The 15023-nt window shown below is 56.6% G+C and carries 13 protein-coding genes; 8 read left to right on the top strand and 5 right to left on the bottom strand.

The window, feature by feature from the left end; translation table 11 throughout:
* Positions 1 to 8 precede the first annotated feature (8 nt).
* From fdxH to fdhE, 3 genes are read left to right on the top strand one after another with little or no spacing between them, the layout of a single operon-like run.
* Positions 9 to 920: a formate dehydrogenase subunit beta gene (gene fdxH / locus C8D90_RS08155; protein WP_115457950.1), complete on the top strand. Its 912-nt coding sequence runs from the start codon at positions 9 to 11 to the stop codon at positions 918 to 920.
* Positions 917 to 1567: a formate dehydrogenase cytochrome b556 subunit gene (gene fdoI / locus C8D90_RS08160; RefSeq protein WP_115457951.1), complete on the top strand. Its 651-nt coding sequence runs from the start codon at positions 917 to 919 to the stop codon at positions 1565 to 1567. Before fdxH ends, fdoI begins: the two co-directional genes overlap by 4 nt.
* A gap of 2 nt (positions 1568 to 1569) precedes the next feature.
* On the top strand, positions 1570 to 2499 hold the full coding sequence (fdhE, locus tag C8D90_RS08165) for a formate dehydrogenase accessory protein FdhE (protein WP_115457952.1): 930 nt from the start codon (positions 1570 to 1572) through the stop codon (positions 2497 to 2499).
* 68 nt (positions 2500 to 2567) lie between these two features.
* Here the strand turns inward: fdhE and yigL are convergent, their stop codons facing one another.
* Entirely contained in the window at positions 2568 to 3368 is an 801-nt protein-coding gene (yigL, locus tag C8D90_RS08170) for a sugar/pyridoxal phosphate phosphatase YigL (protein ID WP_115457953.1), read from the bottom strand.
* 10 nt (positions 3369 to 3378) lie between these two features.
* The gene (pldB, locus tag C8D90_RS08175; protein ID WP_115457954.1) at positions 3379 to 4410 is read right to left on the bottom strand and encodes a lysophospholipase L2; all 1032 of its coding nucleotides are present in this window, start codon (positions 4408 to 4410) and stop codon (positions 3379 to 3381) included.
* A gap of 90 nt (positions 4411 to 4500) precedes the next feature.
* Between pldB and rhtB the strand changes: the two genes are divergently transcribed.
* Positions 4501 to 5121, top strand: a complete 621-nt coding sequence (gene rhtB, locus C8D90_RS08180; RefSeq protein ID WP_115457955.1) for a homoserine/homoserine lactone efflux protein — start codon at positions 4501 to 4503, stop codon at positions 5119 to 5121.
* Between the two features lie 4 nt (positions 5122 to 5125).
* Here rhtB and C8D90_RS08185 read toward each other — a convergent pair whose 3' ends face one another.
* Positions 5126 to 5719: a YhgN family NAAT transporter gene (locus C8D90_RS08185; protein ID WP_115457956.1), complete on the bottom strand. Its 594-nt coding sequence runs from the start codon at positions 5717 to 5719 to the stop codon at positions 5126 to 5128.
* A 247-nt stretch (positions 5720 to 5966) separates the two neighbouring features.
* Here C8D90_RS08185 and asd point away from each other — a divergent pair, with 247 nt between their 5' ends.
* Positions 5967 to 7073 (top strand): aspartate-semialdehyde dehydrogenase, encoded by a 1107-nt coding sequence (asd, locus tag C8D90_RS08190; protein ID WP_115457957.1) that lies wholly within the window; start codon positions 5967 to 5969, stop codon positions 7071 to 7073.
* A 58-nt stretch (positions 7074 to 7131) separates the two neighbouring features.
* Here the strand turns inward: asd and C8D90_RS08195 are convergent, their stop codons facing one another.
* Entirely contained in the window at positions 7132 to 8841 is a 1710-nt protein-coding gene (locus C8D90_RS08195; protein ID WP_115457958.1) for a sensor histidine kinase, read from the bottom strand.
* 350 nt (positions 8842 to 9191) lie between these two features.
* Here C8D90_RS08195 and C8D90_RS08200 point away from each other — a divergent pair, with 350 nt between their 5' ends.
* Positions 9192 to 9695, top strand: coding sequence for a GNAT family N-acetyltransferase (locus C8D90_RS08200; RefSeq protein WP_115457959.1), 504 nt, complete (start codon positions 9192 to 9194; stop codon positions 9693 to 9695).
* Between the two features lie 3 nt (positions 9696 to 9698).
* Here C8D90_RS08200 and C8D90_RS08205 read toward each other — a convergent pair whose 3' ends face one another.
* Entirely contained in the window at positions 9699 to 10355 is a 657-nt protein-coding gene (locus C8D90_RS08205; protein ID WP_115457960.1) for a LuxR C-terminal-related transcriptional regulator, read from the bottom strand.
* Between the two features lie 1363 nt (positions 10356 to 11718).
* On the opposite strand from C8D90_RS08205, the gene mgtA reads away from it, so the two are divergent.
* Together mgtA and C8D90_RS08215 are read left to right on the top strand one after the other, a co-directional pair.
* Positions 11719 to 14424, top strand: a complete 2706-nt coding sequence (gene mgtA, locus C8D90_RS08210) for a magnesium-translocating P-type ATPase (protein WP_115457961.1) — start codon at positions 11719 to 11721, stop codon at positions 14422 to 14424.
* A gap of 274 nt (positions 14425 to 14698) precedes the next feature.
* Positions 14699 to 15007, top strand: coding sequence for a hypothetical protein (locus tag C8D90_RS08215; RefSeq protein WP_147291343.1), 309 nt, complete (start codon positions 14699 to 14701; stop codon positions 15005 to 15007).
* Positions 15008 to 15023 lie beyond the last annotated feature (16 nt).

The following is a 15023-nucleotide window of genomic DNA, read 5'->3' on the forward strand; positions in this document are numbered from 1 at the left end:
GGCTAACTATGTCACTGCAATCCCAAGACATTATCAAGCGTTCGGCCACCAATTCCCTGACGCCGCCCCCTGTGGCGCGCGATCACCAGGAAGAAGTGGCCAAGCTTATCGACGTCACCACCTGCATCGGCTGTAAAGCCTGCCAGGTGGGCTGTTCCGAATGGAACGACATCCGCGATGAGGTGGGCAGCAACGTCGGGGTTTACGATAACCCCGCCGATCTGAGCGCCAAATCCTGGACCGTGATGCGCTTCTCCGAAGTGGAGGAGAACGGCAGGCTGGAGTGGCTGATCCGCAAGGACGGCTGCATGCACTGCGCCGATCCGGGCTGCCTGAAGGCCTGCCCATCGGAAGGCGCCATCATCCAGTACGCCAACGGCATCGTCGATTTCCAGTCGGAGCACTGTATCGGCTGCGGCTACTGCATCGCCGGCTGCCCGTTCAACGTGCCGCGCATGAACCAGGAAGACAACCGGGTGTACAAATGCACCCTGTGCGTCGACCGCGTGGCGGTGGGTCAGGAACCGGCCTGCGTGAAGACCTGCCCCACCGGCGCCATTCATTTCGGCTCGAAAGAGGAGATGAAAGCGCTGGCGGCAGAACGCATCAGCGAGCTGAAGACCCGCGGCTTTGACAACGCCGGTTTGTACGATCCACAAGGCGTCGGCGGGACGCACGTTATGTACGTACTGCACCATGCCGATCGTCCGGAGCTGTACCACGGCCTGCCGAAAGACCCGAGCATCAGCCCGACGGTGAAATTCTGGAAAGGCGTCTGGAAACCGCTGGCCGCGGTGGGCTTCGCCGCGACCTTCGCCGCCAGCATATTCCACTATGTGAGTATTGGCCCGAACCGCGTGGAAGAGGAGAATAGCGGAGCGCCGGAGTCTGATGTACACGAGAAGGAGGAACGCAAATGAGGAAGGAACAACCGATTAAGCGTTACTCGGCCCCGGAACGCGTTAACCACTGGATCGTCGCTTTTTGCTTTCTGTTCGTGGCAATCAGCGGCCTGGGATTTCTTTTCCCGTCGTTCAACTGGTTGATGAATATCTTCGGTACGCCGCAGCTGGCGCGTATTCTCCACCCCTTCTTCGGCGTGGTGATGTTCGCGGCGTTTCTGATCATGTTCTTCCGTTACTGGAAGCATAACCTGATCAACAAGGACGATATTCTGTGGGCGAAAAACATCCACAAGATCACCCTGAATCAGGAAGTCGGTGATACGGGACGCTATAATTTCGGTCAGAAGTGCGTTTTCTGGCTGGCGATTATCAGCCTGATTTTGCTGCTGGTCAGCGGCATCGTCATCTGGCGTCCTTACTTTGCTCCGTCGTTCTCAATTCCGGCGATCCGTGTGGCGCTGATGGTGCATTCCTTCGCCGCCGTGCTGCTGATACTGGTTATCATGATCCATATCTATGCGGCGCTGTGGGTGAAAGGTACTATTACCGCCATGGTGGAAGGTTGGGTACCGGCGGCCTGGGCGAAAAAACATCACCCGCGCTGGTATCGTGAAATCCGCGCCAAAGAAGCCGGCCGGAACCGACAGGAAAACAAGACCTGACTATGAGTATTCGTATCGTACCTAAAGAGCAATTAGGCACGGATCGCGAAAAGACAGCAGCGGCGGATTATATTCCGCCGCTGCTTTTCGCAAATCTGAAAAGCCTTTATACCCGCCGGGCGGAGCGTCTGCGTGAGCTGGCGCAGGAAAACCCGCTGGGGGATTACCTGAATTTTGCGGCATCGATCGCCCAGGCACAGGAAAAAGTGCTGCACGATCATCCGCTGACGCTGGATCTGACCCAAACCCTGGCGGACGCCGCGGCCCGCGGCAAACCGCCGCTTGACGTGAGCGTCTACCCGCGCAGTACGCACTGGCATCACCTGCTGCGCGCGCTGATCGCGGAAATTCGCCCGGACATGCCTGAGCATATTCTCCCGGTGCTGGAGAATCTGGAAAAAACCGGGTCACAGGAGCTGGAAGCGCTGGCCGGCATGCTGCTGGCGGGTGAATACGGCAACGTCGGCAGCGACAAAGCGCCCTTCCTGTGGGCGGCGCTGTCGCTCTACTGGGCGCAGATGGCGACCCAGATCCCCGGCAAAGCGCGCACCGAATACGGCGAACACCGCCAGTTCTGCCCGGTGTGCGGCAGCATGCCGGTCGCCAGCGTGGTGCACATGGGCACCACCAACGGCCTGCGCTACCTGCATTGCAGCCTGTGTGAAAGCGAATGGCATGTGGTGCGCGTCAAGTGCAGCAACTGTGAACAGACCCGCGACCTGAATTACTGGTCGCTGGACAGCGAAAACGCCGCGGTAAAAGCGGAAAGCTGCGGGGAGTGCAACACTTACCTGAAGATTTTGTATCAGGAAAAAGACCCCAAAGTGGAGCCGGTCGCCGACGATCTGGCCTCGCTGGTGCTGGACGCCAAAATGGAAGAGGAAGGATTCGGGCGCAGCAGCGTAAACCCGTTCCTGTTTCCCGGAGAATAAGCCGGCGCGTTATGGGCTTATACAAAGCGCGCTGTCATTCAGCGCGCTTTCTTTTTTAGCTTCTTGCGTTACTTCAGATACAGCCGGCGCAAATAATGCGGCACCGCATCGTCGCCGTTACTGCCAATCACTTCTAATGCCGGCAGCGCGTCTTTCAGGCGCTGGTGGGCGTTGCTCATAATGCAGCCCTTGCCGCTCATCGACAGCATTTCCATATCATTCATGCCGTCGCCGAAGGCGATGCAGTCTTTCAGCGTATAGCCCAGCAGCTTCGCTACGTACTCCAGCGCATGGCCTTTGGAAACGCCGCCGGCCATCACCTCAAGACAGGTGGGCAAAGAGAAGCTGACATTCACCCGATCGCCCCAGCGGGCGTTAATCGCTTCTTCCAGCGGGGCCAGCTTGTCGTGATCGTCGCAGGTGTAGTAAATCTTGCAGATGCCGTCTGTCGGCAGCAAACCCGGCTCGAACAGCTGGTAATGGAACACCGATTCCTGGAAGAACTCACGTTGTTCCGGGCTTTCACGGTCGGTGAACCAGTCGTCGTTACGGTAAACGTTGGTGCTGATGTCCGGGTCGTTATACACGATTTTGTACAGCTCGCCGGCGATGTCTTCATCTACGTTATGGCTGAAAATCAGTTCGCCCGCCGTGTTATGCACGCGCGCGCCGTTAGAGGTGATCATAAAAGCGCTGATGCCGAGGCCGTCGCGCACCTGGGCGATATCGATATGATGACGGCCGGTGGCAAACACGAAGTTCACCCCCTCGCGGGTTACCTGTTGCAGCGTCTCACGGGCGTAGGGCGTCAGGGTATGCTCGGGGGACAGCAGAGTACCGTCCATATCTGAAGCAACGATGTGGTACATAAAACTCTTTTTAACCTCGACTGGAGTTGGCGGGTATTTCCGCCGCTGAATCAGAATGTAAGGCGAAGAAATGCACGATCGCATCCAGCGCCACGGCCCGCCGCTTGTCCTGTTCGAACAGGATCTCATGGCGCGCTCCCTGGATAACCAGGGGCTCCCCGCCATACGGGGGGTGACCTGCGTGAGTGAGTGCCTGACAAAAAGCAACCTGCGCCGCATTCACCACGACGCGATCCTCTTCCGCCTGTAACAGCAGCAGAGGCGTAGTAATTTTTCCTGCGCCGGCAATCGCCCGCTCGCCGGCGAAAATACCTTCCCGCACCCAATGGTAGGTCGGCCCTCCGACCCTCAATTCGGGATAATCGGCGTAGTAACGCAGAAAACGACGATAGCGCGGGCGGCTGTGCGTCAGCGCATTGACGATAAACGGCAACGGACGCCAGTGGCCGGTGCCGATGGCGTAGCTGTCGCGCATTGCCGGGCGGCGTTCCACCCAGCCGGTGACCTTTTTCGCCATCCACAGCGGCATCGGCAGCTTAATGCCGAACATCGGAGCGCACAGCGCCACCGCATCAAACGCCTGCGGATTGCGCGTCAGCATCAGCGCCAGCACCGCGCCCCCCATCGAATGCGCCAGCGCAAAGCGGCGTACGTAGTCGCGCGGTTCGATTTCCAGCTGCCAGAAGCGGGTCAGATCTTCGACGTAATCATCAAAACGCCGGACATGCCCGCGGTGATGATCCGTCAGCATGCGCCCGGACAGCCCCTGCCCGCGGTGATCGATGATCATGACGTCATAGCCGCAGTGGAACAAATCGTAAGCGACTTCCGGATACTTCATGTAGCTTTCGATGCGACCCGGCGAAATGACCACGACGCGGTTATGCTCCGGGGAGCAAAGACGTACGAAGCGGATCGGCACGTCGTCCACGCCGATGAATTCGCCCTCTTCCCGCCGCTGCCAGAAATCCAGCAATGGGCCGGTAGTGAACGCAGCAAACTCACTTTCACGATGCAACCAGCTTTGGCTCAATGATGGCATAGACCTTCCGGAATCCCGCCGTGGGTAGGTGAGTAATAGCAGAAACCCTGATATTGTGGCACAAAAGTATTCATTCAGGGAGTATTTACCATGACGCTCGACTGGTGGCTGACGTATCTGGTGACCACGATAATTTTGAGCCTGTCGCCCGGCTCCGGGGCCATCAATACCATGAGCACCGGTATCAGCCACGGCTACCGCGGCACGGTTGCCTCGATAGCCGGACTGCAGGTCGGGCTGAGTGTGCATATCTGCCTGGTCGGTATCGGCCTCGGCACCCTGATTTCCCAGTCGCTGCTGGCGTTCGAGCTACTGAAATGGCTCGGCGCCGCCTACCTGATTTGGCTCGGCATCCAGCAATGGCGCGCCGCCGGCTCGCTTGATCTGCAAACGCTGGCGGCCAGCATACCACGCCGTAAACTGTTCAAGCGTTCGGTGCTGGTTAACCTGACCAACCCCAAAAGCATCGTCTTCTTGGCCGCGTTGTTTCCGCAGTTCATCTTACCGAACCAGCCCCAGGCGCTTCAGTACCTGGTGCTGGGCGTCACCAGCGTGGTGGTCGACGTTATCGTGATGATCGGCTATGCCACCCTGGCGACCCATATCGCCGGCTGGCTGCGTTCCGCCCGGCAGATGAAGATCCTGAACCGGGTTTTCGGCTCGCTGTTCATACTGGTGGGCGCGCTGTTGCTGACTGCCCGCAAAGCCTGAACGATCACACGCTCAGGTAAGCGCGCACGCCGTCGAGGAACATTTGGGTCGACAGCATCACCAGCACCAGCCCCATCAGGCGTTCCAGTGCGCTGACGCCTTTGTCGCCCAGCAGGCGCAGAAAAACGCCGGAGAGCAGCAGAATGCACACCGAAATCCCCCAGGCCAGCAGCAGCGCCATCACCAACCCGCCCATCTGGCCCGGATGCTGGTGAGACAGCAGCATCAGCGTCGCCAGCAGGGACGGTCCGGCCACCAGCGGGATCGCCAGCGGCACCAGGAATGGTTCCTCCCCCGCGGGCAAGCCGGTGGGGCTGCCGCCCGGCGTGGGGAAAATCATTTTCAGCGCCACCAAAAACAGAATAATCCCACCGGAAATCGACACCGTTTCCGTGCGTAAATTAAGAAATTGCAGGATTTTGTCGCCGGCAAACAGGAACAACAGCATCAGCGCCAGCGCGATGGACATCTCGCGCAACAGGACGATACGCCGCCGCCGCGGTTCCAGATGCTTCAGCACCGACATAAAAATCGGCAGGTTGCCCAGCGGGTCCATTATCAAAAACAGCAACACTGTTGCCGACACCATTTCGGTCATTATTTCCTCTGTCTCCATGACTTCCGGCAGGAGTATTTCCTCCGGAAAACAAGCCATTTATAAGCAGGGTTACTGAGAACCCGCCGTAATATCGAATAAATTCACTTGCGCATCAGCGCACATATTGTAATTTTGGGGAAGCAGGAGTATTTCCGCTCCCCGTCTCTTCTTCTGGCGTTCGTCCTTCATACGGCGCCGGGAGGGCGACATGTATTGAATTCCGTCACCTTCCAAGGCAGGACACGCTATGAGAAACGTTGGTTTTATCGGCTGGCGCGGTATGGTCGGCTCAGTGCTTATGCAGCGCATGATCGAAGAGCGCGATTTTGACGCCATCCATCCGGTTTTTTTCACCACATCCCAGCACGGCCAGCCCGCGCCCGCTTTCACCGGCAAGCAGGGCGGCACCTTGCAGGATGCTTATGATATCGATGCGCTGCGCGCGTTAGACATCATCATTACCTGCCAGGGCGGCGATTATACCAACGAAATTTATCCAAAGCTGCGGGAAAGCGGTTGGAACGGCTATTGGATTGACGCAGCATCAGCGCTGCGAATGAAAGATGATGCAATCATAATTCTGGACCCGGTAAACCATCAGGTCATTCAGGAAGGCCTCAACAAAGGCATTAAGGCATTCGTCGGCGGCAACTGCACCGTCAGCCTGATGCTGATGTCCCTCGGCGGCCTGTTCGCCCACAATCTGGTGGAGTGGATTTCCGTCGCGACCTATCAGGCAGCTTCCGGCGGCGGCGCGCGCCACATGCGCGAACTGCTGACCCAGATGGGCATGCTCAACGCCGCCGTGGTCAAAGAGTTGCAGGACCCGGCCTCCGCCATCCTGGACATTGAGCGCAAGGTGACCGAACTGACCCGCAGCGGCACGCTGCCCACCGACAACTTCGGCGTACCGCTGGCCGGCAGCCTGATCCCGTGGATCGATAAGCAGCTGGAAAACGGTCAGAGCCGCGAAGAGTGGAAAGGCCAGGCGGAAACCAACAAGATTCTGGCGACCCGTGAAGTCATTCCGGTTGACGGCCTGTGCGTGCGCATCGGCGCGCTGCGCTGCCACAGCCAGGCATTCACCATCAAACTGAAGCAGGACGTCCCGCTGCCGGAAATCGAGCAGATTCTGGCTTCCCACAATGAGTGGGTCAAGGTTGTGCCCAACGACCGCGACGTTTCCATGCGCGAACTGACGCCGGCGGCGGTAACCGGCACGCTGTCCACGCCGGTCGGCCGCTTGCGCAAGCTGAACATGGGGCCGCAGTATCTGTCCGCCTTTAACGTCGGCGACCAGTTGCTGTGGGGCGCGGCAGAGCCGCTGCGCCGTATGCTGCGGGTTTTACTGTAGTTTCAACTGTAGTTTTAAGTGTAGTTTTAACGGCTGTTTCAGCCATGGGATGCGGCCTTCAGGCCGCATCCTGCTCCGCGTTGTCTTCCAGCGGTACCCGCACGATCACCCGGGTAAATTTATCCGTCTCGCACTCCACGCTGATGCCATACTGCCCGCCGTAACGCGCCTTAATCCGGCGATCGACCAGATTAATGCCCAACCCGTCTCCGCGCGGTTTCTGCGGCTGATACAGTCCGGCGTTATCCTCAATGCTGATCAGCAGATCCCCGTTTTCACGCCAGTTATGCAGCCGGATATGGCCGCATTCGAACAGATGCGACGTGCCGTGCTTGATGGCGTTCTCCACGATAGGTTGCAGGGAAAACGCCGGCAGGTGCGTACTCAGCAGCGTTTCATCGATATCAAACGCCACCTGCAGACGATCGGCGAAGCGCGCTTTCTCGATTTCCAGATAGGCTTTCACATGCTCCACTTCATCCGCCAGCGTCACCACGTCGCTGCTGCGTTTGAGGTTTTTGCGAAAGAAGGTCGAGAGCGATAGCACCAGTTGGCGGGCGTGATCGGGATTGCGCCGGATCACCGCAGAGAGGGTGTTGAGCGCATTAAACAGGAAGTGCGGGTTAACCTGGGCATGCAGCAGCTTGATCTCCGAGCGCATCAGCAACTGCTTTTGCTGCTCATATTTGCCCACCAGAATCTGCGCCGACAGCAGGTGCGCGATCCCTTCCCCCAGCGTGCGGTTGATGCTAGAAAACAGCCGGTTTTTCGGCTCATACAGCTTGATGGTGCCGATAACCTGACGATCTTCGCCGCGCAGCGGGATCACCAGCGTAGAACCCAGCTTACAGGTCGGCGACAGCGAACAGCGGTAAGGCGTCTCGTTGCCGTCGGCATACACCACCAGATTCTGCTCAATCGCCCGGTGTGAATGCGGTGACGTAATCGGCGCGCCGACCTTATGGTGGTCGTCCCCCAGGCCGATAAAGGCCAGCAATTTTTCCCGATCGGTAATCGCCACCGCCCCGACGCCCAGTTCTTCATAAAGTATCCGCGCCACCTTCATACTGTTTTGCGGGTTAAACCCCTGGCGCAGCACCCCTTCGGCCCGCGCCGCAATCTGCAGCGCTTTGGACGAGAACGCCGAGGTGTATTTCTCGAAGATGGCGCGCCGGTCCAGCAGGATCCGCATGAACATCGCGGCGCCGATGGTATTGGTGATCATCATCGGCGCGGCAATGTTTTCCACCAATGCTTCCGCTTCCCAGAACGGACGGGCGACGATCAGGATGATCAGCATTTGCAGGCATTCGGCGAGGAAGGTGATCCCGCCCACCACCAGCGGCTGAAACAGCAGATCCTGACGCTTGCGCCGGATCATATAACTGTGCAGCAACCCGCCGACCAGCCCTTCCACCACCGTGGAGATCATACAGGCCAGCGCCGTCATCCCGCCGATGGAATAGCGATGCAAACCACCGGTCAGCCCCACCAGGAACCCCACCGACGGGCCGCCCAGCACGCCGCCCAATACGGCGCCAATGGCGCGGGTATTCGCGATGGAGTCATCAATATGCAGGCCGAAGTAGGTACCCATGATGCAAAACACGGAGAACGTGAGGTAACACACCATCTTATGCGGCAAACGTATCGTCACCTGCATCAGAGGAATGAACAGCGGGGTTTTACTCAGCAAATACGCGATCACCAGATACACGCACATCTGCTGCAAAAGGGAAAAAATCAGCTCAACTTGACCAACGCCCATGGTGCCTGTCCTTCAATAACGTCAATGCAGGGCTTTCCCCGCCCGGCTATTGTAACCGAACGGAAATCCGCTACAGTGAAACGAAACAGGTTTATATCAGATCGGCGGGGCTTCCCGCAGGCAAAAAAAAAGCCAGCACCCGAGCTGGCTAAATAAACACTGGAAGCAATGTGAGCAATGTCGTGCCTTCCTGAAAGGGACGGGATGTTATGCCCTTCCCGGAACGCATGTAAATAATAATCATTATCAATATGGCTTGTAAAGCGCTTTTTTACCTTTTTACACCGTAGGGAAACTATTTTTTATCCTTTATCTTGAAAGGGTTATAACTATCAGGCCAAGGAACCGTCATGAGTGAAATCATTATCCGCCACAGCGAACCCAGCGATGCCGCCGCGTTACAGCGCCTGCACGCTCACCCATCGGTGTACGCCGACACGTTGCAGCTCCCCTATCCTTCCATCACCCACTGGGAAGAAAAAACACGTCAGCCGGCGGAAGGCACCTACAGCCTGGTCGCTTGCCTGGATGGTGTTGTCGTCGGAAATATCAGGCTGGAAGCCTTTATGCGCATGCGGCGGCGTCACTGCGGAACGTTTGGCATTTCCGTCAGCCACGAACATCAGAATCAGGGGATCGGCAGCAAGCTGATGGAAGCCATGCTGGAGCTGGCCGACAACTGGCTGGATTTAACGCGGCTGGAACTGACGGTGTTCACCGACAATCCCGGCGCCATCGCCCTGTACCGCAAGTTCGGCTTCGAAACGGAGGGAACCAGCCGCCGGTACGCGCTGCGCCACGGTCAGTACGTTGACGTACATCACATGGCCCGGCTGCGCGGGCCGGCGGTCTGATTATCAGTGCAGGCGGTGCGCCCCTGCGTCAGAAACAACCTGCTGACGCCGGGCCGCCAGATAACGGCAAAAAGCGATATTGTTGTGTAATCCCAGCTTTCTCATTGCGTTACGCTTATGCGCGCTGATGGTTTTGTTACTGCGTTTGGTTGCCTGCGCGATATCACCGATCGTCTGCCCTTCCAGCATCCAACTGATGACTTTCTGCTCCATCCGCGTCATTTTGGTGTTGCAGCCGACCTTCGCATGGGTCAGACGAGCCTGAACATAAGGGCTGATCAGCACGCCTTCTTCTTCCATCAGGCTGCGGATCACCGCGTTCCGGATTTCCTGAACGTTGTCCTGTTTGGAAATCACGGCAAACGGGTTTTGTTCAGCCAACGCCGCCAACCCCTGAGGATCTTCCGTCCGGGTAAATAAAATGACAGGGATATGGGGATAATGCTGTTTTATCGCGGGAAAAGGGTTGCTGCGGGGAAGGGCCGCATCAATGTCGCTATCGCTGCCCAGAATGAGCACATCGAAATCAGGCATGTCTTTTACGCAGAGAAACTCCTCTACGCTGCGGAAATGGTGCCACTGCGTTTTTAAATCCGCAAAACAGCCACGCACACCCTCAGAATCATAATAATAGGGTTCAATAAGTACAATTCTAATCATTCCTTTCGTCCCTGTCAGATAGGTTCATCTGAATAGATACACCCTCATCGGACAAAACCTTCTCCATCGTCCGGGCGGTATCTCTTTATTCCATTAATTCACTGAATATATCAGGCATTCCCGCCCCAGTGAATTCCGGCATAGTATAAACACGTTATCCAACGTTCTAGCAAGAACATCTTTGTGGCGGTTTTCAAACAGTATAATAACAAAATATATCCCCGACGATATAACCAATAAAATACATCAAAATAAATATGCCTTAAGAAATCATATGGTTATGAAAAACATCCGGTTTCGCTCTTCGTAAAACTATAGAAAAAAAATATGTTTACACACTTAACGCGATATTTTTCACCAAAAATAAACCTTAAAAAACAGATGATTCATCACACATAATAAAGCCGGCTCAGCACATTTTGCTCATTTACTGCGTCTATTTACACAAAAAATGCATGCTCGGGTAAATAATGCCGATATTCCAATTGTTAAAAACAGAACAAATACCATACCAACCATTTCAGTTGCTGAAATACCCTTTAGAAAAAATAGACATTAATTTATCTAAAAGCGTTAGCTTTCTTTAATTTCCCCAACCGATGAAGTCCTAATTCGATGGCAATCAACGCCGCTACACGGGAGCAGCAATATATATCGGATTAATCCCACTGCGCATCAGATAAAGCCGTTATCGTTGACATTTTGTTTAGAAAAAGCGCCTTTACAGCATTATAGGCAGAGTTTATATTACGCACATCAATTATCACGGAGATCGGCATTGGACAGTCACAGTATTTCATTTTTAACGCTGGCAAGCTGACTATCTCCTTTCTGATGTACAGCTTGCCGTAATACCGGCGGGCGGCATCAATCCTCTTTCCCCGAGCTGTTGCACCCCGATTTTATTCATCCCTGATTCAGAGGGAAACCGTCATGTTAATCATGCAAACGGCGATATGGCTCGTTCACGATCACGCCCTGTTTCCTCCGGGCGCTCACCCTGTGCGAACATCGCCCGTCCGTCACTGATTGCGTTCCGCGTGCAGATCACGCGGGCGTCGTCATACCTGTTTACGCTCCGTTCCCGGGGCCACCCGCAATTATCGCCGTGAGGCGAGGAAACCTGTGCATTCGGCATTATGGGTGCAGGTGATCCGGCGCGGTTTCTCCGCGCCCGGAACTGACCAAATGCCTAAGGAGCCGTTATGGAAGAGCACCCCGGTACGCAACGTTATCCGCGTTGCAAGGGCTGATACCGTTCCCCCGTCTGCAACGCATACCTGAAAACCATAAAGCGCCGCACGTTCTCCTGCCCGGAGGGTTTCATCACGCCTGTGCTGCGCGTAACAACGAGTAATGCGTTATGACTCAAATGATTGAACACGCCGCCGCATCACGCGGCCGCAAAGAAAAAAAGAAAGGCACTTTCCTGATTGCCGAAGAAGCCAAAGCCAGCCTGGACAGCACGTTGTCTGCGCTCTCCGCCAGCCCTGAAGGCCTGGTGGAAGGCGACGCCGCCGATCGCCTGCTGGACTACGGGCCAAACCGGGTGGCGCAAGAAAAAGTGCCGCATGCCCTGGTGCAGTTGCTTCAGGCCTTTAACAACCCGTTTATTTATGTCCTGACCACGCTGGCGCTCATCAGCTTCTTTACGGATTACTGGCTGCCTCTGCAACGGGGCGAGGAAACCGATCTGATCGGCGTCATCATCATTCTGGTGATGGTTTCGCTCAGCGGCCTGCTGCGTTTCTGGCAGGAGTTTCGCACTAACAAAGCCGCCGAGGCGCTGAAATCCATGGTGCGCACCACGGCCAGCGCGTTGCGCCGTGCCCATCCCGGCGCAGTGGCGGAATGCCGCGAAATTCCGTTACAGGACCTGGTGCCGGGCGACATCATTTTTCTCTCCGCCGGCGACATGGTGCCCGCCGACGTCAGGCTGATTGAATCCCGCGATCTGTTTATCAGCCAGGCGGTACTGACCGGCGAGTCCATCCCGGTCGAGAAATATGACGTTACCTCCGACGTTTGCCAGAAAGGCGCCGACACCGGCGGCGAAGGCGCACTGCTGGAGCAGGCCAGTATCTGCCTGATGGGCACCAACGTTGCCAGCGGCACGGCCAAAGCGGTCGTGGTCGCAACCGGCAATAAAACTTATTTCGGCTCGCTGGCGAAATCCATCGTCGGCACCCGCGCCCAAACCGCCTTCGATCGCGGGGTGAACAGCGTCAGTTGGCTGTTGATCCGTTTCATGCTGGTTATGGTGCCGGTCGTGCTGCTGATTAACGGTTTCACCAAAGGCGACTGGGGCGACGCCGCCCTGTTCGCTCTGGCGGTCGCCGTAGGACTGACGCCGGAGATGCTGCCGATGATCGTTAGCTCGAACCTGGCGAAAGGCGCGATCGCCATGGCGCGGCGCAAAGTGGTGGTAAAACGCCTTAACGCCATCCAGAATTTCGGCGCGATGGATGTGCTGTGCACCGACAAAACCGGCACACTGACGCAGGATCGCATTATTCTGGAGCACCACATCGACGTTAACGGGCGGGAAAATCCGGAAATTCTGCAACTCGCCTGGCTGAACAGCTACTACCAGAGCGGCATGAAGAACCTGATGGATAAAGCGGTGATCCGCTACGCACGCGGCAAACCGGAAATCGAGTCCATGTCGCGTTACCAGAAAATCGACGAACTGCCGTTCGACTTCGTGCGCCGCCGCCTTTCCATCGTGGTCGGAGACGAACAACGTCATCATCGCCTGATCTGCAAAGGCGCGGTGGAAGAAATGCTGGCCATCGCCACCCATATCGATGACAACGGCACGCTGCTGCCGCTGGACAACGCCCGGCGTCAGGGCCTGCTGGCGCTGGCGACGGACTATAACCAGCAGGGATTCCGCGTATTGATGCTGGGCACCCGCGATCTGGGCATCGACGGCTGCGTCTTCCCGATTAGCGTCGACGACGAACGCGATCTGGTGATCCGCGGCATGCTGACCTTCCTCGATCCGCCGAAAGAGAGCGCCGCCGCGGCCATCGCCGCCCTGCGGGAAAACGGCGTGATGGTCAAAGTGCTGACCGGCGACAACCCGGTCATCACCGCCAAAATCTGCCGGGATGTCGGCCTGGAGCCGGGCGAACCGCTGCTGGGCAATGACATCGAAGCGCTCAGCGACGAGCAGCTCGCCTGCCTGACAGAGCAACGCACCGTGTTCGCCAAGCTGACGCCGCTGCAAAAGTCCCGCGTACTGAAAGTTATGCAGGGCGGTGGCCACACCGTCGGCTTCCTCGGCGACGGCATCAACGATGCCCCGGCGCTGCGCGACGCCGACGTCGGGATCTCCGTGGACACCGGCACCGATATCGCCAAAGAATCCGCAGATATCATCCTGCTGGAAAAAGATCTGATGGTGCTGGAAGAAGGCGTGATCAAAGGGCGCGAAACGTTCGGCAACATCATCAAGTACCTGAACATGACCGCCAGTTCCAACTTCGGCAACGTGTTCTCCGTGCTGGTCGCCAGCGCCTTTATTCCGTTTTTGCCCATGCTGGCGATCCAGCTGCTGTTGCAGAACCTGATGTACGACATCTCCCAGCTTTCCCTGCCCTGGGACAAGATGGACAAAGAGTTCCTGCGCCAGCCGCGCAAGTGGGACGCGCCCAACATCGGCCGCTTTATGCTGTGGATCGGGCCGACGTCGTCGATTTTTGACATCACCACCTTCGCGATCATGTGGCATATCTTCGGCGCCAACAGCCCGGACCACCAGGCGCTGTTCCAGTCCGGCTGGTTTATCGAGGGGCTGCTTTCCCAAACGCTGGTGGTGCACATGCTGCGCACGCGCAAGATCCCGTTTATCCAAAGCGCCGCCGCACTGCCGGTGATGCTTACCACCGGGCTGATCATGGCATTGGGGATCTACATTCCCTTCTCGCCGCTTGGTCATTGGGTTGGCCTGCAACCGCTGCCCTGGGAATATTTCCCCTGGCTGATAGCGACCCTGCTCAGCTACTGCGTGCTCACCCAGTTGATGAAACGCGTCTACATCCGCCGTTTCGGCCAGTGGTTCTGAGCCGCGTCTGAAAAGGCCGGTCACTTTGCCCGTGAAAAGTCACCAGGTTCCCTATGATCTGGTGACTTTTCATTTCCTTAAAGTATTTTTAACCAACAATGCTACTGTCTGAGCATAATTATCGTATTTGTGTTGCGAAGAGCTTCGCAAATAATAAAGAATTTCTTTGCCCATTAGCGGAATTCGGCGTTATTGTCACGGTATAAGTAAAAAGCATTGGTCAGAAAAAACATTGCCGGGACACATTTAGCCGGGCCAGGGATAGGGAAATAGAATGAAAACACCGTCATGCACCATGATCGCAACGCTGATCAACACGACTGAGTTGCAATACATACCGCGTCACCGCCTGGAAGAGCTTTCCGTCTGGCTGGACTCCAACCTTGAGAACCTTTACCAGGAGATGGAGGAACGTGACGATCCTTTCGCTCCCCCGCCAGAAGAGTTCTCCGAGCTGGCCGAAGGCGAAGAGCCGCTAAGCCAGCTGGCCCAGTGGCTCTCATCCAGCGGACACCTTATCGCAACGCTTGCCGGACTTAACGACATCGTTAAAGAAGAGATCGTCAGAAAAACGGCGCACTGAACAGCGCGCCGTTTTC

The sequence above is a fragment of the Enterobacillus tribolii genome (genome assembly GCF_003363015.1).
GTDB lineage: Bacteria > Pseudomonadota > Gammaproteobacteria > Enterobacterales > Enterobacteriaceae > Enterobacillus > Enterobacillus tribolii.

Excerpts from the sequence above, each read along its gene's own strand:
- C8D90_RS08205 (WP_115457960.1), bottom strand. The coding sequence starts at position 10,355 with ATGATTAGAATTGTACTTATTGAACCCTATTATTATGATTCTGAGGGT.
- C8D90_RS08200 (WP_115457959.1), top strand. The coding sequence starts at position 9,192 with ATGAGTGAAATCATTATCCGCCACAGCGAACCCAGCGATGCCGCCGCG.
- fdoI (WP_115457951.1), top strand. The coding sequence starts at position 917 with ATGAGGAAGGAACAACCGATTAAGCGTTACTCGGCCCCGGAACGCGTT.
- fdxH (WP_115457950.1), top strand. The coding sequence starts at position 9 with ATGTCACTGCAATCCCAAGACATTATCAAGCGTTCGGCCACCAATTCC.
- asd (WP_115457957.1), top strand. The coding sequence starts at position 5,967 with ATGAGAAACGTTGGTTTTATCGGCTGGCGCGGTATGGTCGGCTCAGTG.
- pldB (WP_115457954.1), bottom strand. The coding sequence starts at position 4,410 with ATGCCATCATTGAGCCAAAGCTGGTTGCATCGTGAAAGTGAGTTTGCT.
- yigL (WP_115457953.1), bottom strand. The coding sequence starts at position 3,368 with ATGTACCACATCGTTGCTTCAGATATGGACGGTACTCTGCTGTCCCCC.
- rhtB (WP_115457955.1), top strand. The coding sequence starts at position 4,501 with ATGACGCTCGACTGGTGGCTGACGTATCTGGTGACCACGATAATTTTG.
- C8D90_RS08185 (WP_115457956.1), bottom strand. The coding sequence starts at position 5,719 with ATGACCGAAATGGTGTCGGCAACAGTGTTGCTGTTTTTGATAATGGAC.
- C8D90_RS08215 (WP_147291343.1), top strand. The coding sequence starts at position 14,699 with ATGAAAACACCGTCATGCACCATGATCGCAACGCTGATCAACACGACT.
- C8D90_RS08195 (WP_115457958.1), bottom strand. The coding sequence starts at position 8,841 with ATGGGCGTTGGTCAAGTTGAGCTGATTTTTTCCCTTTTGCAGCAGATG.
- mgtA (WP_115457961.1), top strand. The coding sequence starts at position 11,719 with ATGACTCAAATGATTGAACACGCCGCCGCATCACGCGGCCGCAAAGAA.
- fdhE (WP_115457952.1), top strand. The coding sequence starts at position 1,570 with ATGAGTATTCGTATCGTACCTAAAGAGCAATTAGGCACGGATCGCGAA.